Source organism: Paenibacillus taichungensis, from assembly GCF_047302525.1.
In the GTDB taxonomy this organism is placed as follows: Bacteria; Bacillota; Bacilli; order Paenibacillales; family Paenibacillaceae; genus Paenibacillus; species Paenibacillus taichungensis_B.
The window spans coordinates 5,418,754-5,440,323 of sequence record NZ_CP168020.1; the positions used below are offsets into that span (position 1 = coordinate 5,418,754).

The window sequence follows — 21,570 nt, forward strand, 5'->3', positions numbered from 1 at the left end:
CTCTGACGTTCGTCTCCGGCATCATATGCTTCGATATAGGCATCTGCCACTTCAAATCACGACTTTTGCTGATAACATTGGATGAATGTAGGAGTCAACATGCGAATGATGTACCTGTCCATGGCGAAATAGGCTGTGCCCGGCTATAGATGAAAGGCGGCTGTCCACGCCCTTGATCCAGCAATGTCATACGATACTCCATAAGCATTTCGTATAAATCCGTAAAATGACTTCCAATCCGCACTGTAAAACCCGCCTCTATCTGGATTGAACGGAAGCGGAAGGCTAACAAGAACATGTCGGTGCATATCGATGCATCATGATTCCGGTCTACGTTATCGTGATGTCCATCATGCGGTGACAGGCCGGCATTCCATGAATGGATGATCCATGGTCGCGATAACATTGAAGGAGGAACGGTCATGCTACAAGAAACGATCGGCATTATGTTCGATTCACGCATGTACCGGGGGATACCGGCTGGAAGGACGGGTCAGGAATCACTCGCGAATTATGAACAGGCAGCGGCCTGTTATGGATTAACCCCTTGTTTTTTGCGGCTGGAGGATGTGGATTCGGACAACAAAACCTGTTTTGCTTATGTAAAAAAAGAGGGCATATACGTTCGTCAAAGGATGCCATTGCCCTCCGTTATTCATAACCGGGCTCTCCAGCTTCGCCGTACGGAGCAGCATCAGGTGACCAAACTGCTGTTGCAGGGCATACAGGTATACAATGTACGTAATCGATACCGCAAAGACCACATTCACGAGATGCTTTATCAGGACCCCGGTCTCAGGCAACATCTCCCCCGCGCGGTCAAAGCTACACCTGAGTCTTTGGCATATATGATGGAACATTACGATGATCTGGTGATCAAGCCATGCAGCGGAAGCATCGGTCACGGCATCATGCGGATTTTCCAAAAGGATGGTCAATGGAAACTGACATGTGAGACAAGGACTTCACGTAAGGGATGGGCCACCTTTCGACTGAGTAAGGGACAACTGCCATCAGCCACCCTGCGCCGTATTTTCCGTCATGCCTATCTCATTGAAGAGCGTATACCTCTGGTTCGTTATCAAGGAAGACCCGTAGATCTGCGGGTATCTGTGCAACGTGGAAGTGACGGTTTGTGGGGGATCACGGGCATATTCGCCAAGGTGGCTCCTGCTCATACGTTTGTCACGAATATCGCCCAAGGCAGCAAAGTCCTGACGCTGGCTGAAGCCGTTGACTTGGAGACAACAGACTGGCATGTACTTGAACTGGAGGCCAGAATCCGGTCTGTCGGACTCCGAATCGCACGGACTCTGGCTTCGAGCCTGCCACATCTTGCGGACCTTGGACTTGATCTGGGCATAACAGAGAAGGGCCAGATTTATTTTATCGAATGCAACGGAAGGGATCAGCGCTACGGTTTCCGCAAGGCCGGGATGAAGGAGCATTGGAAAGCCAGCTACCGGCAACCCATGGCTTACGGACGTCTCCTGCTGGAGCAGAATTCGCGCATACCGCGGCAACCCCAGACGTATGATCGTGGCCTATATTGATTTCGTGGGCATTCTGTGTCAATATTATGCAGAACGGCCGGTCCTGCCGGCCTTGAAGTTCGCACTAACCCTAAGGGGGATATTCATGGCAAAAACGCTGTTGCGGTTAATGACCGAGCTTTCTTCTCGCAAATGGATCTCCCGGACTGTGGGAGCCTTCTCCAAGAGCCGGGGAAGCAAGGCATTTATCCCTTATTTTGTCCGGACCTACGACATCCCTGTTCAGGAAGCTGAGAAAGACTGGAAGGAATATCGTTCTTTGAATGATTTCTTTACCCGTAAACTTAAACCGGGCATGCGCCCGCTTGAACTTTCAGAACATGCACTGATCAGTCCGGTAGATGCCAAAATCACGGCAGCCGGTCCTGTATCTGCTGGAACGCTCCTGAATGTTAAGGGACAAAATTATACACTTGCTGAATTATTAAACCACTCACCACATCTGGAGAAGTACAAGCACGGTTATGCCTTTGTCCTGTATCTCAGCCCACGCGACTACCACCGCATTCACGCGCCTGTTAGCGGTCGCCGCATTGAGAGTGAGCATATTAAGGGCAAGGTTTATCCCGTAAATGATTTTGGTCTGACCCATATGAAATCGGTGCTGAGTCGGAACGAACGGCTCATTACGTATATTGCTCATGATTATGGAGAAGTTGCTGTCGTGAAAGTAGGCGCAATGAATGTGAGCAGCATACAGTACGCTGGTACGGATGTAAGTTCATGGGCACAAGGCGATGATCTCGCATATTTTGAATTCGGTTCCACCGTCGTACTGTTAACACAGAGCGGCACATTTGAACCGGACCCAGGCTTGCAGCCTGGCGACTCCGTCAAAATGGGAGAATTGCTCGGTCGGTTAAAACCAATCCATTGAGCAATGCGCAGATGATTCCTGAATAACAGGAGTCATCTTTTTTAATTTCAGATCTCAAGAAAGAGATTACACAGAACTTTGACCTATATAAAAAAATATAAAAAGGTACTCACAGCCGGAACACCTTTTTAGGGTAAAGTGTCCAGGCTATGAGTACCTTTTGCCGATCAGAGAATCCGATTATCCGCTTCAGAGCTATGTAGAAGTCAGGATGATTACCGTTCCCATTCCATTTATACATGCAATACGAAGCTAAGCTTCGTCATATTGGTTTTCTGACCATTCCTTAAAACCATACGTCCTGCATTTCCTCTGCCGGTTTGGAGCGGCGCAGACGGTTCCGGAAAATATTAAAGCCCCTGATAGAGCATCCCCGGTTGCGGACCCGACGTTTTCCGTTCATCACAAGTTCCCCCTTTCGATCGTCTGGAATGCTACATACTTACCCCCGCTTCCCAGAATTGAAACGTTGCCATATTCTACCGGACAGAGAGGCCCTAACGGATCTCCGACGGACTTTTGCCGGTGTACTGCTTGAACTGACGACTGAAGAAAAAGATATCGCGGTACCCAAGGGCATCTGCCACTTCGGTTACATTCATGCCGGTATGCACCAACAGATGCTCAGCCCGCTCAATGCGCATGCGGATGATATAGGATTGCACGGACGAACCAATCAATTCCTTGAACTTGATCGAGAAGTATCGAGGCGATAATCCAGCCCTTGCAGCGAGGTCTTCCACGCGATGTGTTATCCCCGGATGTTGACGAACATAGTTAGCAACCTCCTGGATGACATCAGACAACTGGTTGCTCACCTTTTTCTCCACAGGAGCTTCTGTATCTGCACGTAGCAAATGAATCATCAACTGTTTCAGAATCAGCCGGCTCTCTTCATCCCGCCCATATACATCGGATAGGAACAGTCTTACATACCGAGCCAGCAAGTGCTCAAATTCCACCGTTTCCAGTACCTCACGATAGGACTGGGGAACATCATTAACGGGTATATCTACATCAAAATGAATATACGTAAGTACCAACGGTTTTTGCTTATTATGTGTTGCAGTAGGATGATCGCCTGGCCTGAACAGAAAACAACTACCCTTGCCAACTTCATACGACCGGTCATTCAGCACAACGGTCCCTTCACCACTCCATACATAAAATAAGTCATAGTTTTGCATCGGTTTTTCCCGCTTCTGCCACTTCCATCCCGGTTCGCAGACAATTTTGGCGACGGCGGGCAAAATAACAAAAGATGACGGCGATGCCTGCAGCATGTCGCCACTCCCCCTTGAAAGTTAATCTCTTTTGCATACTGCATCAATAATGATGCGATATGTGTCTATATATGATTTCTGCTCCTGCTGGAGCGAAACGCCTTATTCCATTATACAGCGGAATTCACCGAAACGAAAATGTGCACTTCTCCCATGCTAACCTCATTCGCCTTATCCCCTCTTGAATCTCCTCCTTCTCCAGATGTGCAAAGCCAAAACACACAGCCGGAGGACCAGGAGTCAGCCGATAACGCACCGCATCGCGGAATACGACACCTTCTTCCTGAGCCAGTGCCTTGAACCGCTCGTAACTGTCGATATTCCCTTTCCATGCAGCATAAATATGCAATCCAGCATCCCCAGGCTGCATGATGAAGGGTTCCGGTAATTCCCGCTTCATCTCATTGACAAAATAAGCATGCCGTTCCCCGTAGAGACGGGTTAACCTTCTTAGATGGCGCAAATACCCTCCTCGGGCCATAAACTTCGCAAGTGCGCGCTGCTCCAGAAGGGCAGGAGGTACGGGTTCGTATAGTGCTTTTGCAGCGATCAGTGGCTGCACCAGACTGGGTGGCAGAACCGCATAACCAAGCCGGAAGGATGCAACCATCGTTTGTGAGAACGATCCGACATAGATGACCCGTTGTTCACGATCGAGTACTTTGAGCGGTTCAATCGGCCTACCTCCCCAGCGAAATTCACTATCATAATCATCTTCAATAATGACGGCATTTCGCTCCGAGGCCCATTCAAGTATGGCTCTCCGTCTGTCCAGACCTAGAACAGCTCCTGTAGGAAACTGGCGGGTTGGTGTCACAAATAACGTCTGTGCTTCCCAGGACTGCGGAATAATCCCCCCGGTATCTACTTCCGCTGGAATAATCTTTCCTCCACAGGACTTAACGGCATGAGCAATTCCCTGATATCCCGGATTTTCCAATACGACAGCGGCCCCCTCAGGGATAAGCAGCTGTACCAGCAAAGTGATGCCCTGCATGGAACCACTAAACAGCACAATCTGTGATGCCTCAGCCTGGATGCCCCGTGTCCACCTCAGATGTGATGCGATGGCCTCACGCAGTTCAGGGTCTCCGGCAGCACCACTTCGTTCATGCGATCCGCTCCGATGAACAGCGGCCAGCGCACTTTTCCATTCCGCTTGTGGGAAATGATCGGCTGGCATACGCTGTACATGGAAGTTGATGACCCTTTGCTCCCGGTCAAGGGCTGACAATTTCTCCTTTTGATTCTGAATATTCAGCGTACTCACCCGCTCTCCCCATGGAGAAAGTTGAATGATTGCCTCCTGTTCCGCATGTTCCTGTGCTGTTATGGTGTCCGAAACAAAAGTCCCTCTTCCCCTATGTGCCCGCACATAACCATCGGCGAGCAGCATGTCATATACCTGGGCTACGGAGCCGCGTGACATTTCATATTGACGTGCCAGCTCTCGGGTGGAAGGCAGTCTTGTGCCTCCAACCAGCGTCCCAGCATGAATGGCGTCACGCAAAGCATGGTACAATGCCTCGTATTTGTAGCGGTGTTGAAGCTCGTATGAATCCATAGGCAGCCACAATTCCATCATGCACCTCTTTTTCTGAAAAAATTGGTCTATTAAAGTGAATGTAAATTGGATCTTTTTATATGTCAATGTAGGTTCTATTGTTATGGCTAAAGTACAGCGATCTAATCCACATGCCTTTCAAGGGGGAACAACGATGAGAAGAAAAGAATTCAATGTAGATGAAGAGCAGGAAATGATAACATTTCTGGACCAATGCTCCTTTGGTTTCCTGGGAACGGTCAGTCCGGACGGGCAGCCACGGGTGACACCGCTAAACTTCGTATATATGGATGGTTGTTTTTATTTCCACGGCAGTCTTGCCGGAGAGAAGATGAAGCAGATCAAGCAGGATTCCTCTGTCAGTTTTACCGTGGCAGAAGAGTTTTCCCTGATTCCATCTTATTTCAGTGATCCGGAGTTAGCTTGTCCGGCAACCTCTTTTTTCAAAAGTGTAATGGCATTCGGTCAGGCAGAGCCGATTCAGGATTTGGACATCAAGGGCAAGGTTCTGCAACGCTTTATGGAGAAACTCCAGCCGCAGGGCGGATATATCCCCATTGATGCAGCTGATCCCCGCTACAAGGGTAATCTCAAAGCCGTTGCTGTGGTCCGCATTGTTCCTGAACGGATGAGTGCCAAGTTCAAATTTGGACAGAACCTCTCGGCTGAACGCTTTGATCATATTAGCGGCGAACTGGAACAGCGTAACGAAGGACGAGATGCGGAAACTGCCGAAATGATGCAGAAATATTGTCCTTTTCATCAGAAATAACATCCATTTTCCATACTATAATCAATCGGGAGAAGTAACATTAACCTAACTCAAAAACACCTGCAACAACGCGGTGAAGTGATAAAACTGTCATTATGCGTAATTTCCGTGACGGGGGCAAGGCAAGGTGTTATAATGTTAGGCAGTTGAATCCCAAAGACTTGGAAGGATGAAAAGAATGAATCCACTGGCTGAACAGTTGAACGAAAGTATTCAGGCAGGCAGCAGTCACGTCTACTCCATGCTGTCGCAGCTCGGCAAAGAAATCTATTTTCCAAAAGAAGGTATCTTGAGTCAGTCTGCTGAAGCAGCAAGTCTGGCCAAAACCTACAATGCTACGATTGGTATTGCTCTTGAGGGTGGCGTGCCGATGCACTTAGCTGTTATTCAGGATAAGCTGTCCGCATACCAACCGAAGGATTTGTACCCTTACGCTCCGCCTGCAGGAAAGCCTGAGTTGCGGACCGTATGGAGAGACAAGATGCTGAAGGAAACACCTTCCCTTGAAGGTAAAACGTTTGGTAACCCCATTGTGACTAACGCATTAACTCATGGACTGAGTATCGTAGCCGACCTGTTCGCCGAAGAAGGGGACGCTGTTATATATCCGGATAAAAACTGGGAAAATTACGAGCTGACCTTCGGAATTCGTCGTCACGGCGAGTTAGTTCATTATCCCCTGTTCGATGATCAATTGAACTTCAACAGTGCAGGCCTACTCGAAGCGTTGCTTGCGCAGAAGGACAAAGGCAAAGCAATCGTGCTGTTGAACTTCCCGAACAACCCGACAGGTTATACGCCTGGAGCCGAAGAAGCAGATGCGATCGTGGATACGATTCTTCAAGCGGCTGAGGCTGGTGTGAACGTTGTTGCTGTGACAGATGATGCCTACTTTGGTCTCTTCTTCGAAGATTCCATTCACGAATCCCTGTTTGGCAAACTGGCGAACCTCCACCCACGTGTGTTGACTGTCAAAGTTGACGGTGCCACGAAGGAAGAATTCGTATGGGGCTTCCGCGTTGGATTCATCACGTACGCCCATGAAGATGCTGCAGTTCTCCATGCTCTGGAGCAAAAAACACTCGGTATTATCCGGGCAACCATCTCCAGTGGTCCGCATCCTTCCCAAACTTTTGTACTGGATGCGCTGAAGGCACCTGAGTTCGAAGCACAGAAGCTGGAAAAGTTTGAAATCATGAAAGGCCGCGCCAACAAAGTAAAAGCCATCCTCGATAGCGATAAATACGGTGAGGTATGGGATTACTATCCGTTCAACTCCGGTTACTTTATGTGTCTGAAGCTGAAGGATGTGGGCGCAGAGCAACTCCGGACCCATTTGCTACAGAAATACGGCGTCGGTACCATTGCGCTGGGTGAGGCTGATCTTCGGATTGCCTTCTCCTGTATTGAAGAATCCGGACTGGAAGATCTGTTCGATACGGTCTATCGTGGAGTTTTGGATCTACAGACAACTTAATTCATATGCAGTAATGCTTATCCAAATAAATAAGTCAGGGAGCGGAATAGCGTCCGTTTCCTGACAAATATGAACCCCTTTGTATCCTGATGAATATCTCTCGATACAAAGGGGTGTTTTGTGTTCCACCCTGAAAACGTATTACTATCTTGACGGGCAAATGCCCAAAACGATGATTTTCAGGCTCTACCGGGCAACGGCCCAATCAGCCTATCCCCAAAGCACATAATATACGATGTACGCAAGGGCGTGCCCAACACCACTTGAAAGGGGAATGACCATGTCTGGAGTAGTTGAAGAAACAAGAGGCGGTTATGGATGCGGCGGTTACGGAGGAGGATTTACAAATACAGGTGCCATTCTCGTTCTGTTCATCTTGCTCGTCATTATCACAAAATCGTTCCTCTGTTAGTTCATACGTCCTCACCAGGAGTCGGAACAAGGTAAGCTGACTGTAGCACAAAGAAGGGTATTCCGGGATACAGCTCGGAATACCCTTCTTTTGTTATGTTACGCAAGCGTCCCTAGTCGGCGTTGCCATTGAACGTTAACTAGTCAGACGCTCGATCGTTCATTCATCCTCTTCTTCCTTCAACCACTTGTTGCCCTGAGAACGTCGCATCAAGTAGATGACCAGCACACCAAGGACCAGTGCTGCTCCGATCATGCTCAGTCCATTCCATCCCGCAACCAGCATCGGCAGCCACATGAGCAAGGCAGTCAGTGCATGCAGATTCGAGATGAACCCCAGCACCTGGGAACGACGACTTTCTCCCGAGATGGGATAAATCATAATCCAGAACGATTCACCATGACTGCGACGCAGTGCACCCAGTTGCACACCCACAAGCAGCAGGAAGAACAGGTATACACCAATCCCAAAATAACTGCCTGCCGTCCACCAGGACAGCAGCATGCCCAGTACAACCAAGCGCACAACGATAGAGAACACTTCAGTTCGGATGAACGTTTTGGTGATCAGATAGCGATAGGCTTTCCCTGCGTTCCACGGGAGGCCACTCCCCCATTTGCTGAGCCAGCGGCGAGAACTTACTTTTTGGCCTGATGAAGGCACATCTACGAACCATCCCAGCGTGCGCATCACTCGTCCAGCCTGGCCCTGCTCCACCTGAATGAGACGGTCCCATGAAACCCGATGTTTCAGAGGGATACGCAGAGCAACGATATAAACGATGGCCAGCAGCAGCAGGAACCAGATACTGCGCTGTGGAGGCTGCCACAACCAGGCGGCAATCGCCAGTATAGCCAAAGCCCATCGGAGCAAACGATATCCTCTAGCGGCACCGATTTGCACCATGCGTAGTTCTTGCCAAGCCCCATAGCTTGATAACCCTTTCCACAACAGAAGAAGCAGGATAAACCAGCCAAATGGCCTTGCATCCTGATCTGCTCGAACATAGAGCGGCCATAACGTTACAAATACGAGCAGCATACCCAAGGTTTTATAGATAATGCCACGAGCGAAGCTGTTTTTCAGATATTCGTGCATCCGATACTCCTGCGGACGTAAAAATACGATGTCTGCCGGATGCAGATATGTACGATAGCTGCTAAACAGCACCAGTGGCGCCAACAACAGCAACGTAATCCATCGAATCGGAAATCCCGCCGGAATGTGCTGTACAAACGATGTATACCAGGCGGAGAACGCAATGACGAGAAATAAGAACACCATGGCTACGCCGCTCTGAATGACATAACCCAGATAAGGAAGAATTCCATTCCAGAATCCCGTGCGTCTTTGCTTCCATAACTGCTTGAGATCCATGCTTAATCCCTGCCTTGTACAAGGGAATAGAACATATGCTCCAACGTGGCATCCGATTCCCCGAATTGAGTACGCAGCTCATTCAGCGTCCCTTGAGCAATGACCTGTCCTCTGTGCAGGACAATAAAACGGTCACAGTAATTTTCAATGGTGGACAGAATGTGTGAACTCAACAAAATGGATGATCCCGAAGCCTTCATTTCAAGCATAAAATCAAGCAAAGAGCGGATTCCGAGGGGGTCAAGTCCCAGGAAAGGCTCATCAATGATATAGAGTGGCGGACCTGCCACAAAGGCACACATGATCATGACCTTTTGCCGCATACCTTTGGACAGGTGGGTCGACAGACTTGTACTTTTCTCATTCATTCGGAACAAGTCCAGCAGTTTCTCCGTACGCTTTTTGAAATCAGCCTCAGAAACACCATATGCTCTGGCCGTAAACTCCAGATGCTCCATGACTGTCATCTCGTCGTACAACTCAGGAGATTCCGGTACAAAGGCCATGGCGGATTGATATACCTGTGGGTCTTCGTCCCGCTTCTTGCCCATGACCCGCACTTCTCCCTGCTGCGGGGTCATCAATCCTAAAATATGCTTCATCGTAGTACTTTTTCCAGCACCGTTTAATCCGATCAGTCCGACCATTTCTCCGCGCCCAACTTCAAGATCGATGCCATGGAGGACGGGCCGTTTGGCACTATATCCTCCGCTTAGCCCGTTGATTTTCAATACGGGTGGTTGAACGTTATCCATCTATCCCTGCACCTCTTTCGTCAGGTTTTATTCTTCAGAGCGTGGCTCTTTACCTTTGCTCCATTTGGGAGCGCCCTTGTTCTTGCGATCCTGGTCCCGTTCTGTTCTGCCTGTATTGCCAGCTGGCTTGCCGCCCGCCGGACGTTGATTCGGAGCAGCAGTTCTGGCGCCGCCATTGCGGCTGGCCTGACCTGGTTTACGATCCCGGGACTGCCCTGGTTTTCTGGAGAAAGAATGCCCTTCAGGCCGCGTATCCGGACGAGGATCAGCCTCCAGCACTTTACCCCCGAACAATACACGTTCCGGCAATTCGATTCCTAGTTCCCGCGCAAACTTGCGCATAATGAAAATTTGCGTTTCGTCCACGATCGACAACACGATACCACTACGACCCATACGACCAGTTCTTCCTGCACGGTGAACATAGTGTTCCGAATCAAATGCAGGGTCATAGTTAATGACCATCGGCAAACCTTCAATATCCAGTCCTCTGGCTGCAACCTCGCTCGCGATCAGCAGTTGCAGTTTGCCGTTGCGGAATGCAGATAGCACGTTGCTGCGGGTCACTTTGTCAGCATCTCCATACAGCGCAGCTGCGGAGAAGCCCAGATGATTCATTTTCGCTTCAACCTCGCCAATATCCTCGGTAGCATTCACAAAGACAATGGCACGATCCGGGTTATACTGTCTAACCAGACGTCGCAGCATATCAATTTTGTTACGGTTTTCTTCCACAAAATAAAAATGCTCCAGTCCTGCCGCGGTTGCCCGGTCCGGTTCAATTCCGATCTGTACCGGCTCTTTCATCTCCCGCTTCGCAAGTCCTGCGGTATGTTCATCGATCGTTGCTGACAGGAAAATGAGCTGACGGTCGCGCAGGGCACTGCGCAATACGAAGTCCACGTCACTTACCCCGCCGAGCTGGAATACCTGGTCTGCCTCGTCAATAACAATCGTGGAGACGTTGTGCATTTTCAGCTTTTTCAGCGTGATCAGTTCCTTCAGACGTCCTGGCGTTCCTACAACCAGTTCCGGGTGTTCACGCAGCTTCTCGATCTGACGTTTTACTGCGGCGCCGCCAATTAGCCCCAGAACGCCAATTTTGCGTTCTTCTCCATATCTCTGTGCTTCGCGTACAATCTGCATCGCCAGCTCTTGTGTAGGAGCTATGATGAGCTTCTGTGTCCCTTTCACATCACTTTTGATCGATTGCAGCAATGGCAGCAGATAGGCGAGCGTCTTGCCTGTTCCCGTCTGAGATTTCGAAACCACATCGCGACCTTCCAAAATAACCGGGATCGTCTGTGCCTGTACCGGTGAAGGTTCGTTGATGCCATGTCTGGCGAGTACAGCCTCAAGATCCTGTTCTACGCCAATTGAAGCAAATGTTTGATTCGTCATGTATGTCCATCCTTTAAATTTATTCGTTATGACGCTATATACATTCAACTAATAAATATTTACACTAACACTCCGATGACAGAACAACCTTCCGATCGCTGTTATCCCCAGATTTTTTTGATTCATTTTTGAAAAGGGGAAATCCGGGGATAGCGTATGCTTCCGATGTAGCTTTCTTTTAGAAAGCTTTTAGGCGAAGTGTATGCTTTCGAAGTAGCTTTCTTGCAGAAAGCTTGTAGCTTCGCTTCTTCAGGTTATTTCTGTCCTCTCCGTTATCGTGTAAATGTTTAGTTGAACATATATAGCCCTGCTTGTACTAATAAAACCGAAGCCTGTCATCACATTACCTTTCATTATATGCGAAAAAAGCCTCCGGACCAAATCTTATTCATGAAACATGTCTTTGCACGCAAAAAAAAGAAAAGCCCCTCGGCGGAGCCCTTCTTTCATCCGATATATGATGCCCATTGTTGCATCTTACTTCTGATTCATTACACCGTGCGACAATCTGTCAGCGAGACGCGGAAATAGCTGATACAGCCACACTCCAGCCGAAGCCAGTCTGGGCAGATTCACTTCTTCCTTGCGCTTCTTCATCGCCCGGATCATATGCCCCGCAACCTCTTCCGGCTTCAGCATCATCCAACGTACATTATTAACATAGTTACCGGAGGGGTCTGCCCTTTGGAAGAACGGTGTATCGATGGGTCCGGGATTAATGGTCGTTACCGTGACTCCGGTCTTGCGAAGTTCTTGGCGCAGGGCATTGCTGAAGCCAAGTACGGCATGTTTGGTCGCCGTATATGAAGCGGATTTTGCAGTTCCGATCTTGCCAGCCATGGAAGCTACATTTACGATTTGTCCTCTGCCTCGTTGTAGCATCTGCGGCAGCACTGCCTTGGTACAGCGGACAATGCCCATGTAATTAACGTCCATCATCTCATCGAATTCCTGCACAGACATATCCGTCATGGCCGCAAATTTTCCGTAACCAGCGTTATTCAGCAAAATATCGATTCGTCCGTATTTCTGCAACATCGCATCCACGGCTGTCTGAACTTGCTCATCATTCGTTACATCTAACGTGAGTAGTTCATGTTGCCCTTTCAGCGAGGCACCAATCTCTTCCAGCTTGTCCCGCGAGCGGGCAGCCAGAATCGGGATGGCTCCTTCTTCTATCAGCATCTGCGCACAGAGCGCACCGATTCCGCTCGACGCACCTGTGATAAAAACAACCTGATCTTTCAGCATACCCGATGTCCTCCCGTATTGAACACATATTGCCCCTAGAGGCGTATGGTTCTATTCTACGAGATCATCACTTGAATATCCATCTCACCGATTCCGTCCATCAGCAAAGGAATGCTCAATGCCTTCGTTGCACTAAAGGAAGTCAGATATTCAGAATTCATCACTTGTGGAGGTGTAATATCAACAATGACACCCTGATTGGACAGGATGGTACTTGCATTGCCGCTAATCATATTGCCAAGTTCCGAAATAGCACTTTTACTCATTTCGTCCATTTCTGTAATGACAAAACCGCCCATCATGGCAGAAACGATTTTCAATGCAACCGACTCTTGTATTCCAAACACAATGTTTCCGCTCAGTTGTCCAGTCATTCCGATCACGATCCAGACATGGTCTGCAATGTACTCCACATTTTTCACGGCAAGACTCCCGGTGGAAGGCGAAACTTGGATGAGCTGTTCGAATACGTTCCGTGCGGATTCCAGGAAAGGATTAATCACTTCCGCTTTCACTGTCTAATGTCCCCCTTACACTGGGTTATTGGTCACATACCAAAAGTCCCATATTCAATAAATTTATTATACTTTATCACGTACAAGAATTCACCAAGAATTCGGTAAAGCATGTGTACTATAATTTATCGTCATCCGCGTGGTAAATGTTTATAGCTGATTCTAGCGAATAAACAAGGCTTTTCGCATCTGCTGCAAGAACAATTGCCATAGAGAGGCATGGCAAAAGGCATTTAGGACTTTTTTACTGCTTCTTAAAACATTAAAAATTTTAATTTCTTGAAATTAAATTAATTTCTCGTTCTAATGGACCTCCCCAAATCCATGAAGTTCCCTTCATTGCCCTGCTGTCCTGAATCACCTATAATTTAAGGAACGCAAGCAATGACCAGTTACGGGATTCCACCTATGGATAGACAGAAGACATTTTGCGTGCAAGGAGGCCATACATGAATATCAGTCAACTGGAGACGCTGATTACCATCTCGAAAACGATGAGTTTCCGCAAAGCCGGAGAACTTCTAAACTTGACCCAGCCCGCCGTCTCGGCCCAGATCAAGAGCCTGGAGGACGAATTCAGAACCGTTCTTGTTGATCGTAACCAACCGGTCACCCTCACCGATCGTGGACAAGTGTTTCTTCAACATGCCGAACGTATGCTGGACATCGTGGGTGAGTTGAAACAGAAGCTGATGGATCTCGATGAGACTCCTCAGGGACATATCAGACTCGGTACAACCACGTCCATTGCCATTCAGATTTTGCCACGGGTCTTATCCTACTTTCAGGATCAATTTCCACTCATCAAGACCAGTATCCAATCCCTGCCTTCCTCACAGATCTATACCCAGGTCGAGAATGGTATGGTCGATATTGGTATCGGTTATCTTACGGAGCGTAATCCTAACCTGAATACGTCCGTGCTGTATTATGATACGTTCGAACTTGTCGTATCACCATTCCATCCACTGGCGAAGCAAAAGCATGCTGCGGTGGATGTCCTGCGCAGCACACCTCTGATTTTGCTATCTCCGGATACGGTGGGGCGTCGCTTTACGGAAGGCATTTTCAAGAAACATAATATTGAGCCCAATATCGTCATGGAGTTGTCGAGCAGCGAAGAAGTGAAACGGATGGTGGAAATCAATCTCGGGGCAGCCGTTATATCCAAACAATCCGTTGCCCACGAGTTGCGGCAAGGCACACTGCGTATGATTCCACTCAGTGAACTGGAGGTCAGTCACCCTGTCGGAGTCATTTACAAATCAAGTCGTTATCTCAATTCGGCCATGCAGCAATTCCTGAGCGATCTCAAAGGCATGCCGGAGACCCAGTTCATCAGTTCAGAATGATAAATGAGCCATGAGAAAGGAAGGATTTCATATGAAATTTGATCTTCACACCCATCATTTTCGTTGTGGTCATGCAGACGGCAATATTCGCGACTATATCGAGGCAGGTATCCAGTCTGGACTTCAGGTCATCGGTATCTCGGATCACACACCTTACTTTGGCAGTGACGAAGAACAGGCTTTCCCCCGGATTGCGATGGGCAAGTCGGAATTGCGTCATTACGTGGAAGAAGTACTGGCTCTGAAGGAAGAATACGCGGGCAAAATTGATGTGCTGCTTGGCATTGAATCCGACTATTTCCCTGTCCATGCCGAATTGTATCGCAGTACGCTGGGGCAATATCCTTTTGATTATATTATTGGTTCAGTTCATCATACGGAAGATGTCAGCATATTCAACAAAACCCGCTGGAATGGATTAAGCGATGCGCGTAAGGTTGAAGTGAAAGAGAGTTACTATGCATTGATTCGGCAATCAGCCCGAAGCGGCATGTTCCAGATTCTCGGACATATTGATGCTATGAAAGGAAATTATCCACCTTTCTCGGACATTATCGCGGATCAAGCCATTGATGAAACGTTGCAGGTCATTGCAGAATCGAACGTGGCTATTGAAATTAACACGTCGGGTAAAACCAAGCTCAGTGGCGGCTGGTACCCGTCAGATGCCATTCTGGAGCGTGCGCATCATTACGGGGTGAAGGTGACCTTCGGATCGGATGCCCACAAACCGCAGCGTGTTGCTGATGAACTAGATGACGTTTGTACACGTCTGCAAGAGATTGGATTCACCGAATGGGTATACTTCAAGCAGAAACAAATGCAAGTTGTACCTTTTTAAACATAGAGCATCACAATAGCCCTCACGGCGTAAAAAACGCTGTGGGGTTTTTCTTTGTATCCTAATATAAAAAAAATGTTATATAAGTTCAACTAAATATTTACACGATAACGGAGAGGACAGAACTAACTTGAAGAAGCGAAAGCGTTCGCCTTTATCCCCAGATTTCCCCTTTTTAAAAAGGATTCAAAAAATCTGGGGATAACAGCGATCGGAAAGTAGTTCTGTCATCGGAGTGTTGGTGTAGTAATTCCATAGTTAAACTTATATAGACAAAAAAAATGAACCCGCTAAGCGCGGGTCCCAACAGCATAATCTATTATCAAAAAGGGGGTCATGAGATAAGTTTACCCGCTGTCTGTTAGAGTTCAATTGCAGCTATATTTCAATTGTGTAACAAATGATTGAAGTTCGTTTCAAACCTCTGCTGTTTCATTTAATTCTATGTTACTCGTGCTTGTCGGATACCAACGTTTGCAGGCGATTTTCCCAATGAGAACGGACATGCTGTTCACGATACAGACTGTACACCTTAACATCCAGCAGAGTATCCGGCGTCTCACCATCCTCATGATTCAAAACAAACGAGGGTAGGGTCCGCTCATAAATCATACCGCTTTTGCAGAGAACCCGTTCGGATGATACATTTGCCTCGTAACAGCGGGCTTCCACTTTGCACAAATTAAGCTCGGCAAAACCGAATTCCAGCAATCGCTGTACTGCCTCGGTAGCCACTCCCTTACCCCAGCAGGATCTGTTCAGGATGTATCCGATCTGTGCGGTACCGTTCTGATCGTTCCAATGCTGGAATGAAGTGATGCCGATGATCTGTTCGCTGCCTTTCCAGCAGATGCCGTAATGCAGTGAATCCAGCTTGGCACTGCTGCTGCGAATCTGATTCAATAATCGCCTAGCCCGAATTGCCGTGGGCTGACTCCCCCTGTTTACATAACGGATCACCTGCGGGTCGGAAAACAGCTCCGACAACGTGCTGTAATCACTCTGACGTAATGATCGAAGAACAAGGCGCTCTGTCCATAAAGCAGGCAATCCTTGGCCCAGCATTTTTCGGGTCAGCATGACAATCGCTCCTTTTGCCTAACGGGTTCTAGTCCGGTAAGACAAGCATGCTCTGAGGATGATCCGGCGCAAATAAAATACATGGATAAACAATGAAACATCACTATACTCCGCTCAGTAGCCCGAACATTAGTATGCCAATTCATTACAGTCGTTTATTCCTGAGATGACTAATCCGTTTGCAACCCGCGATAAACGCCTGTACGAAGCTCTCGGATATAGAAATCAAGCGAAGGTACCTGGGCCTGCTGAGCAGTCTGTACTTCCTGCTCAATATCATAAGGTACCCTTACAAATTGAAGGTTGAATGGGGTGTTCCGATCGTTGCTGTTCTCTCCTTCAAGAATACAGTAAGAAGCCTGGGTAAAATCAAGCGGGTTACCCACACTGCCTGCATTGAACAACATTTTCCCATTCATAAATTGCAAGTATGCGTTATGCACATCCCCATATCCGACGACATCCGCCATACCAAGCTCAGGCTCATCTGCCGGAGGATCGAACATCGCTAACCTCTTCTCGATCTTATCCCATGGCTGTACGCGGTGATATACACTTTGGGGAGATGCGTGCACCAGGCGGATCGTACGACCACTCAGCTCTAATTGGTGGCTAAATGGCAAGCTCTCTAAATACGCCAATCGCTCCTTACCCAGCCGCTTCGCTTGCCAAGTAAAATTCTCATTGTCCTGATTAACCGCAACCAACTCATCCCAGTTGCCACGGATAACTTGCTCACATGTCTCTCTTACCAGATCTACAACCTGTACAGGATCAGGCCCCTTACCAACGAGGTCGCCAAGACAAAAGATTCGCTTCAATCCGCGACTCCGAATATCTTTTAATACCGCTTCCCAAGCAGTCATGTTGCCATGAATATCGGATACAATCGCAATTCGTTCCATCTGGCTAACCTCCCTTTATGCTCTATATTCTTTATGTTGTTAACCCTTTAGTTCAAAAACAGTCAATTCCGGCCTGCACAAAAAGCGAATCGGCAGTTGGGTCATGCCAAAGCCACGGTTCACATAGACTGGCATATGCTTATCACCTGCGTAATATAACCCTTGAATATACTTAAGTGAACCTCTCGGTGTTGTCAGTGCCCCAATCCACGGAAAACGTACCTGCCCGCCATGACTGTGTCCGGAGAGCTGCAGTCCGAAACCGTACGGTGCCGCAATGTCTGCATAATCGGGCTCATGCATAAGCAACAGTTTCCATACCTCTCTACTCAGTCCCTTGATTGCCGAAGCAGGATCAGGTCTGCCCGTAAGCGCGTCATCCAAACCTGCTATCGCGATACGTGAATCCCCTCGTTCAATCAGAACATGACTGTTTCGGAGCAACGTGAACCCGGCCTCCTTGAACATCAGCTCAACTTCATGCTGCTGTTGACCTCGATAATCATGGTTCCCCAATACGGCATATTTTCCATACTTCGCTTGCATCGAGGCCAGTACAGGAATACATTCACGCATCGGTTCTGCTTCCCGTTCAACCATATCTCCGGTAAAACAAATCAGATCAGGCTGCTGCTCCCGTATCGTTTCAGCCAGCTTCTCCATTTGTTTCAGCCCCGTATGGAATCCAAGATGAGCATCACTGAACTGAATCACACGCAGTCCCGCGAATGCTTTTGGAAACTTGGGCAGTTTCAATTCAACATGCTTGATCTCCAGATGACGAGGCTCCCACAACCAGGCATATCCTCCTGTGAGTAAACTAGCACTCGCCGTCATTAAGATCATGCGCAGCAAAAAACTGCGCCGGGAGGGATCATGATCCTTTTCCTCTCCGGGAAAAATGGAGTCCTCCGAATCAGATCCATACTGTGAGCGCCGGGGCGGCGAGATCTTGCTGCCCTCACGCGGTGTTTCTCCCATGCGTCCCCCTCCTTCTTCCGCTCCAAATCCATCCCCTTAGTATACCATATTCTGCATGACTAGCCCGGTTCCTCTGCGCATACAGAAAAAGAAGCCGGGATCTTAGGCTACATGCGCCAAGGATCACGACTTCTTCTAATGGTACAGATTCGAAGTTCTGCATTTGATATGACTAGATTACACGCCCAACCAGCGTTTGAACATGTGTTTGGTCGTTTGTTTGTTCATTTCGGCAATGGAAGTAGTCAGCGGAATACCTTTTGGACAAGAGCGAACGCAGTTCTGCGAGTTACCACAGCCCTCAATACCTCCGTCTTCCATAAGTGCTTCCAGGCGGTCTTCGGCGTTCATCTCCCCTGTTGGGTGAGCATTGAAGAGACGTACCTGAGAAAGTGCAGCCGGACCGATAAAGTCTGTTTTTTCATTAACGTTCGGGCATGCTTCGAGGCATACACCACATGTCATACATTTGGACAGCTCGTAAGCCCACTGACGTTTCTTCTCCGGCATCCGCGGACCTGGACCGAGGTCATAGGTACCATCAATCGGAATCCACGCTTTAACCCGTTTCAGGGCGTTAAACATCCGGGCACGGTCGATGACGAGGTCACGAACCACCGGGAAGGTTTTCATCGGTTCAATGCGAACCGGCTGTTCGAGCTTATCGATCAAGGCTGCACACGCTTGACGCGGCTTGCCGTTGATGACCATGGAGCATGCTCCACAGACTTCTTCGAGACAGTTCGATTCCCAGCAGACTGGGGCAATGGACTTGCCTTCTGTATTAACCGGGTTCCGCTGGATCTCCATCAGGGCGCTAATAACGTTCATGCCGGGACGGTACGGAAGCTCAAACTCTTCGTTGTACGAAGATGACTCCGGGCTGTCCTGACGGGTGATGATAAACTTGACGGTTTTTTTTGCTGTAGCTGTGTCCGTCATATCGTTGTCCCCTCCTTTGGTGACGATGATTGATTGCTATCGTTACAAGACCACAATGTTCACAAATGGTCACTCCGCTGGCAGAAGATCCTTCCGATCGCTGTTATCCCCAGATTTCTTTGATCCACCTTATAAGGGTGGAAATCCGGGGATAAAGGCGAACGCTTCGCTTCTTCAGTATTCTTCTGCCTTCTCCGTTCAGGTGTTAACTTTTAGATCATGTAAATATTAAATAAATCCTCTTGATGTTATGCAGCAAAGGCGGGCGCTTCGCTTCTTCAGGACATTTCCGTCTCCTCCGCTGCGTCGTGCTTATAGAGCGCTTTACTGAAAGTAGCAATAATTCATTCTTGATGGGCAGTAACGTTGAGAAGCTCCGCGAACGCTTCGCTTCTTCATCATTCTTCTGCCCTCTCCGTTCAGGTGCTAACTTTTTAATCCTTATAAATAAATTCGTTTACTTAATCCTTCGAGTAGTCCCGGATCCGTGGTGGGATCAGGGAAACGTCTACAGGCTCGTACGAAATTTTTGGACCTTCCTTCGACCAGCTTGCGATGGTTGTTTTCAGGAATTCCTCGTCATTACGTTCAGTGAAGTCTGGTTTGTAATGCGCTCCACGGCTTTCGTTACGCAGCAGTGCGCCCAACGTCATCGCTTCTGCCAGTTCAATCATGTTCCACAGCTGGCGGGTAAACGCTGCACCCGGGTTATTCCAACCGGAAGTGTCGTACATGTTGATTTTGCCGTAACGCTCTTTCAATTCCTTGATTTTGCCGATGGTCGCTTCCAGCTTATCGTTGTAACGTACCACCGTCATATTCGCCGTCATCCACTCGCCAAGCTCTTTGTGAATGACATAGGCATTTTCATTGCCCTGCATGTTTAGGATGCCTTCGTATTTATCGGTTTGGCGCTTGGTATAACCATCGAATACGGAAGAACTGATATCTGCGGACGATTTTTTAAGTCCTTTGATATATTCAACCGCTTTCGGTCCAGCTACCATACCACCATAGATTGCCGATACCAGGGAATTCGCACCGAGGCGGTTCGCACCATGATATTGGTATTCACATTCACCAGCTGCGAACAGTCCTGGAATGTTTGTCATTTGGTTATAATCTACCCACATGCCGCCCATGGAATAATGGACTGCCGGGAAGATTTTCATCGGGATTTTACGTGGGTCATCACCCATGAACTTCTCGTAGATCTCAATGATTCCTCCGAGCTTCACATCCAGCTCCTTTGGATCTTTGTGTGACAGGTCAAGGTATACCATGTTCTCGCCGTTCACACCGAGGCCCATATCCACGCAGACGCTGAAAATTTCGCGCGTCGCGATATCACGCGGAACAAGGTTACCGTATGACGGATACTTTTCTTCGAGGAAGTACCAAGGCTTACCGTCTTTGTACGTCCAGATCCGTCCACCTTCACCACGAGCCGATTCGGACATCAGACGCAGCTTGTCATCGCCTGGAATGGCTGTCGGGTGAATCTGAATGAACTCACCGTTCGCGTAATTTACACCTTGCTGATATACCGCACTTGCGGCAGTACCTGTATTGATAACCGAGTTGGTTGTTTTACCGAAAATAATGCCAGGGCCGCCGCTCGCCAGAATAACTGCTTCTGCCGGGAACGTTTGTACTTTCATCGTTTTCAGATCTTGTGCTACAATCCCGCGGCAGATGCCTTCGTCATCCACAACAGCCTGCAGGAACTCCCAGTTCTCATACTTCGTAACGAGACCCGCTGCTTCCCAGCGACGTACTTGCTCATCCAACGCGTAGAGCAATTGTTGTCCTGTCGTTGCACCGGCAAACGCCGTACGGTGATGCTTCGTTCCACCGAAACGACGGAAATCAAGCAAACCTTCCGGTGTCCGGTTAAACATTACGCCCATCCGGTCCATCAGGTGAATGATACCTGGTGCCGCTTCACACATCGCTTTGACTGGAGGCTGATTCGCCAAAAAGTCACCGCCGTATACTGTATCGTCAAAGTGTACCCATGGGGAGTCGCCCTCACCCTTGGTATTTACCGCACCGTTGATGCCGCCTTGGGCACATACGGAGTGGGATCTTTTGACGGGAACCAGTGAAAATAAATGAACATGGACTCCGGCTTCAGCCGATTTGATCGCCGCCATCAATCCCGCGAGACCTCCGCCCACAATAATTACATTAGATGATGCCATTGCTGTTCACTCCCTTATAAGTCAGCAT

General features: G+C 48.5%; 20 protein-coding genes. 7 read left to right on the forward strand and 13 right to left on the reverse strand.

Annotation, left to right across the window (positions count from 1 at the left end):
* Positions 1-94: 94 nt before the first annotated feature.
* Positions 95-244, reverse strand: a complete 150-nt coding sequence (locus tag ACDJ58_RS24470) for a hypothetical protein (RefSeq protein WP_413373423.1) — start codon at positions 242-244, stop codon at positions 95-97.
* 178 nt (positions 245-422) lie between these two features.
* On the opposite strand from ACDJ58_RS24470, the gene ACDJ58_RS24475 reads away from it, so the two are divergent.
* Together ACDJ58_RS24475 and asd are read left to right on the forward strand one after the other, a co-directional pair.
* Entirely contained in the window at positions 423-1,553 is a 1,131-nt protein-coding gene (locus ACDJ58_RS24475) for a YheC/YheD family protein (protein ID WP_413373425.1), read from the forward strand.
* 85 nt (positions 1,554-1,638) lie between these two features.
* Complete coding sequence (asd, locus tag ACDJ58_RS24480; RefSeq protein ID WP_413373426.1) at positions 1,639-2,430, forward strand: archaetidylserine decarboxylase; 792 nt, start codon at positions 1,639-1,641, stop codon at positions 2,428-2,430.
* Positions 2,431-2,927: 497 nt separating this feature from the next.
* Here asd and ACDJ58_RS24485 read toward each other — a convergent pair whose 3' ends face one another.
* Both ACDJ58_RS24485 and ACDJ58_RS24490 read right to left on the reverse strand, forming a co-directional pair.
* Positions 2,928-3,713 carry a helix-turn-helix domain-containing protein gene (locus tag ACDJ58_RS24485; protein ID WP_053783204.1) on the reverse strand — a complete coding sequence of 262 codons (786 nt, stop codon included), beginning with the start codon at positions 3,711-3,713 and terminating at the stop codon, positions 2,928-2,930.
* A 124-nt stretch (positions 3,714-3,837) separates the two neighbouring features.
* Positions 3,838-5,298, reverse strand: coding sequence for a PLP-dependent aminotransferase family protein (locus tag ACDJ58_RS24490; RefSeq protein WP_413373427.1), 1,461 nt, complete (start codon positions 5,296-5,298; stop codon positions 3,838-3,840).
* Positions 5,299-5,431: 133 nt separating this feature from the next.
* Between ACDJ58_RS24490 and ACDJ58_RS24495 the strand changes: the two genes are divergently transcribed.
* The 3 genes from ACDJ58_RS24495 (at position 5,432) to ACDJ58_RS24505 (ending at position 7,938) form a co-directional block, all read left to right on the forward strand.
* Positions 5,432-6,049 carry a pyridoxamine 5'-phosphate oxidase family protein gene (locus ACDJ58_RS24495; protein ID WP_413373428.1) on the forward strand — a complete coding sequence of 206 codons (618 nt, stop codon included), beginning with the start codon at positions 5,432-5,434 and terminating at the stop codon, positions 6,047-6,049.
* 178 nt (positions 6,050-6,227) lie between these two features.
* Positions 6,228-7,526: an aminotransferase class I/II-fold pyridoxal phosphate-dependent enzyme gene (locus ACDJ58_RS24500; protein ID WP_413373429.1), complete on the forward strand. Its 1,299-nt coding sequence runs from the start codon at positions 6,228-6,230 to the stop codon at positions 7,524-7,526.
* Between the two features lie 280 nt (positions 7,527-7,806).
* Positions 7,807-7,938: a YjcZ family sporulation protein gene (locus ACDJ58_RS24505; protein WP_236703600.1), complete on the forward strand. Its 132-nt coding sequence runs from the start codon at positions 7,807-7,809 to the stop codon at positions 7,936-7,938.
* 159 nt (positions 7,939-8,097) lie between these two features.
* On the opposite strand, the gene ACDJ58_RS24510 is transcribed toward ACDJ58_RS24505, so the two are convergent.
* From ACDJ58_RS24510 to ACDJ58_RS24530, 5 genes are all read right to left on the reverse strand, one after another.
* Entirely contained in the window at positions 8,098-9,315 is a 1,218-nt protein-coding gene (locus ACDJ58_RS24510; protein ID WP_413373430.1) for an ABC transporter permease, read from the reverse strand.
* Positions 9,316-9,317: 2 nt separating this feature from the next.
* On the reverse strand, positions 9,318-10,070 hold the full coding sequence (locus tag ACDJ58_RS24515; RefSeq protein ID WP_072735467.1) for an ABC transporter ATP-binding protein: 753 nt from the start codon (positions 10,068-10,070) through the stop codon (positions 9,318-9,320).
* 27 nt (positions 10,071-10,097) lie between these two features.
* The gene (locus tag ACDJ58_RS24520; protein WP_413373431.1) at positions 10,098-11,471 is read right to left on the reverse strand and encodes a DEAD/DEAH box helicase; all 1,374 of its coding nucleotides are present in this window, start codon (positions 11,469-11,471) and stop codon (positions 10,098-10,100) included.
* Positions 11,472-11,948: 477 nt separating this feature from the next.
* Positions 11,949-12,722 carry an SDR family NAD(P)-dependent oxidoreductase gene (locus ACDJ58_RS24525; RefSeq protein ID WP_053783210.1) on the reverse strand — a complete coding sequence of 258 codons (774 nt, stop codon included), beginning with the start codon at positions 12,720-12,722 and terminating at the stop codon, positions 11,949-11,951.
* 56 nt (positions 12,723-12,778) lie between these two features.
* On the reverse strand, positions 12,779-13,237 hold the full coding sequence (locus tag ACDJ58_RS24530; RefSeq protein ID WP_413373432.1) for a chemotaxis protein CheX: 459 nt from the start codon (positions 13,235-13,237) through the stop codon (positions 12,779-12,781).
* A gap of 449 nt (positions 13,238-13,686) precedes the next feature.
* Between ACDJ58_RS24530 and ACDJ58_RS24535 the strand changes: the two genes are divergently transcribed.
* Complete coding sequence (locus ACDJ58_RS24535; protein ID WP_024632619.1) at positions 13,687-14,589, forward strand: LysR family transcriptional regulator; 903 nt, start codon at positions 13,687-13,689, stop codon at positions 14,587-14,589.
* Positions 14,590-14,620: 31 nt separating this feature from the next.
* On the forward strand, positions 14,621-15,430 hold the full coding sequence (locus tag ACDJ58_RS24540; protein WP_413373433.1) for a histidinol-phosphatase: 810 nt from the start codon (positions 14,621-14,623) through the stop codon (positions 15,428-15,430).
* 447 nt (positions 15,431-15,877) lie between these two features.
* On the opposite strand, the gene ACDJ58_RS24545 is transcribed toward ACDJ58_RS24540, so the two are convergent.
* The 5 genes from ACDJ58_RS24545 to sdhA form a co-directional block, all read right to left on the reverse strand.
* Positions 15,878-16,510 (reverse strand): GNAT family N-acetyltransferase, encoded by a 633-nt coding sequence (locus ACDJ58_RS24545; protein WP_413373434.1) that lies wholly within the window; start codon positions 16,508-16,510, stop codon positions 15,878-15,880.
* Between the two features lie 170 nt (positions 16,511-16,680).
* Positions 16,681-17,415 carry a metallophosphoesterase family protein gene (locus ACDJ58_RS24550; protein WP_413373435.1) on the reverse strand — a complete coding sequence of 245 codons (735 nt, stop codon included), beginning with the start codon at positions 17,413-17,415 and terminating at the stop codon, positions 16,681-16,683.
* Positions 17,416-17,454: 39 nt separating this feature from the next.
* Positions 17,455-18,396 carry a metallophosphoesterase gene (locus tag ACDJ58_RS24555; RefSeq protein ID WP_413373436.1) on the reverse strand — a complete coding sequence of 314 codons (942 nt, stop codon included), beginning with the start codon at positions 18,394-18,396 and terminating at the stop codon, positions 17,455-17,457.
* 177 nt (positions 18,397-18,573) lie between these two features.
* Positions 18,574-19,338: a succinate dehydrogenase iron-sulfur subunit gene (gene sdhB / locus ACDJ58_RS24560; protein ID WP_315793606.1), complete on the reverse strand. Its 765-nt coding sequence runs from the start codon at positions 19,336-19,338 to the stop codon at positions 18,574-18,576.
* 461 nt (positions 19,339-19,799) lie between these two features.
* Complete coding sequence (gene sdhA / locus ACDJ58_RS24565; RefSeq protein ID WP_413373438.1) at positions 19,800-21,542, reverse strand: succinate dehydrogenase flavoprotein subunit; 1,743 nt, start codon at positions 21,540-21,542, stop codon at positions 19,800-19,802.
* Positions 21,543-21,570 lie beyond the last annotated feature (28 nt).

Bases quoted from the DNA above. Each gene is read 5' to 3' on its own strand.
- ACDJ58_RS24475 (WP_413373425.1), top strand. From the start codon at position 423: ATGCTACAAGAAACGATCGGCATTATGTTCGATTCACGCATGTACCGG.
- asd (WP_413373426.1), top strand. From the start codon at position 1,639: ATGGCAAAAACGCTGTTGCGGTTAATGACCGAGCTTTCTTCTCGCAAA.
- ACDJ58_RS24485 (WP_053783204.1), bottom strand. From the start codon at position 3,713: ATGCTGCAGGCATCGCCGTCATCTTTTGTTATTTTGCCCGCCGTCGCC.
- ACDJ58_RS24490 (WP_413373427.1), bottom strand. From the start codon at position 5,298: ATGATGGAATTGTGGCTGCCTATGGATTCATACGAGCTTCAACACCGC.
- ACDJ58_RS24495 (WP_413373428.1), top strand. From the start codon at position 5,432: ATGAGAAGAAAAGAATTCAATGTAGATGAAGAGCAGGAAATGATAACA.
- ACDJ58_RS24500 (WP_413373429.1), top strand. From the start codon at position 6,228: ATGAATCCACTGGCTGAACAGTTGAACGAAAGTATTCAGGCAGGCAGC.
- ACDJ58_RS24505 (WP_236703600.1), top strand. From the start codon at position 7,807: ATGTCTGGAGTAGTTGAAGAAACAAGAGGCGGTTATGGATGCGGCGGT.
- ACDJ58_RS24510 (WP_413373430.1), bottom strand. From the start codon at position 9,315: ATGGATCTCAAGCAGTTATGGAAGCAAAGACGCACGGGATTCTGGAAT.
- ACDJ58_RS24515 (WP_072735467.1), bottom strand. From the start codon at position 10,070: ATGGATAACGTTCAACCACCCGTATTGAAAATCAACGGGCTAAGCGGA.
- ACDJ58_RS24520 (WP_413373431.1), bottom strand. From the start codon at position 11,471: ATGACGAATCAAACATTTGCTTCAATTGGCGTAGAACAGGATCTTGAG.
- ACDJ58_RS24525 (WP_053783210.1), bottom strand. From the start codon at position 12,722: ATGCTGAAAGATCAGGTTGTTTTTATCACAGGTGCGTCGAGCGGAATC.
- ACDJ58_RS24535 (WP_024632619.1), top strand. From the start codon at position 13,687: ATGAATATCAGTCAACTGGAGACGCTGATTACCATCTCGAAAACGATG.
- ACDJ58_RS24540 (WP_413373433.1), top strand. From the start codon at position 14,621: ATGAAATTTGATCTTCACACCCATCATTTTCGTTGTGGTCATGCAGAC.
- ACDJ58_RS24545 (WP_413373434.1), bottom strand. From the start codon at position 16,510: ATGCTGACCCGAAAAATGCTGGGCCAAGGATTGCCTGCTTTATGGACA.
- ACDJ58_RS24550 (WP_413373435.1), bottom strand. From the start codon at position 17,415: ATGGAACGAATTGCGATTGTATCCGATATTCATGGCAACATGACTGCT.
- ACDJ58_RS24555 (WP_413373436.1), bottom strand. From the start codon at position 18,396: ATGGGAGAAACACCGCGTGAGGGCAGCAAGATCTCGCCGCCCCGGCGC.
- sdhB (WP_315793606.1), bottom strand. From the start codon at position 19,338: ATGACGGACACAGCTACAGCAAAAAAAACCGTCAAGTTTATCATCACC.
- sdhA (WP_413373438.1), bottom strand. From the start codon at position 21,542: ATGGCATCATCTAATGTAATTATTGTGGGCGGAGGTCTCGCGGGATTG.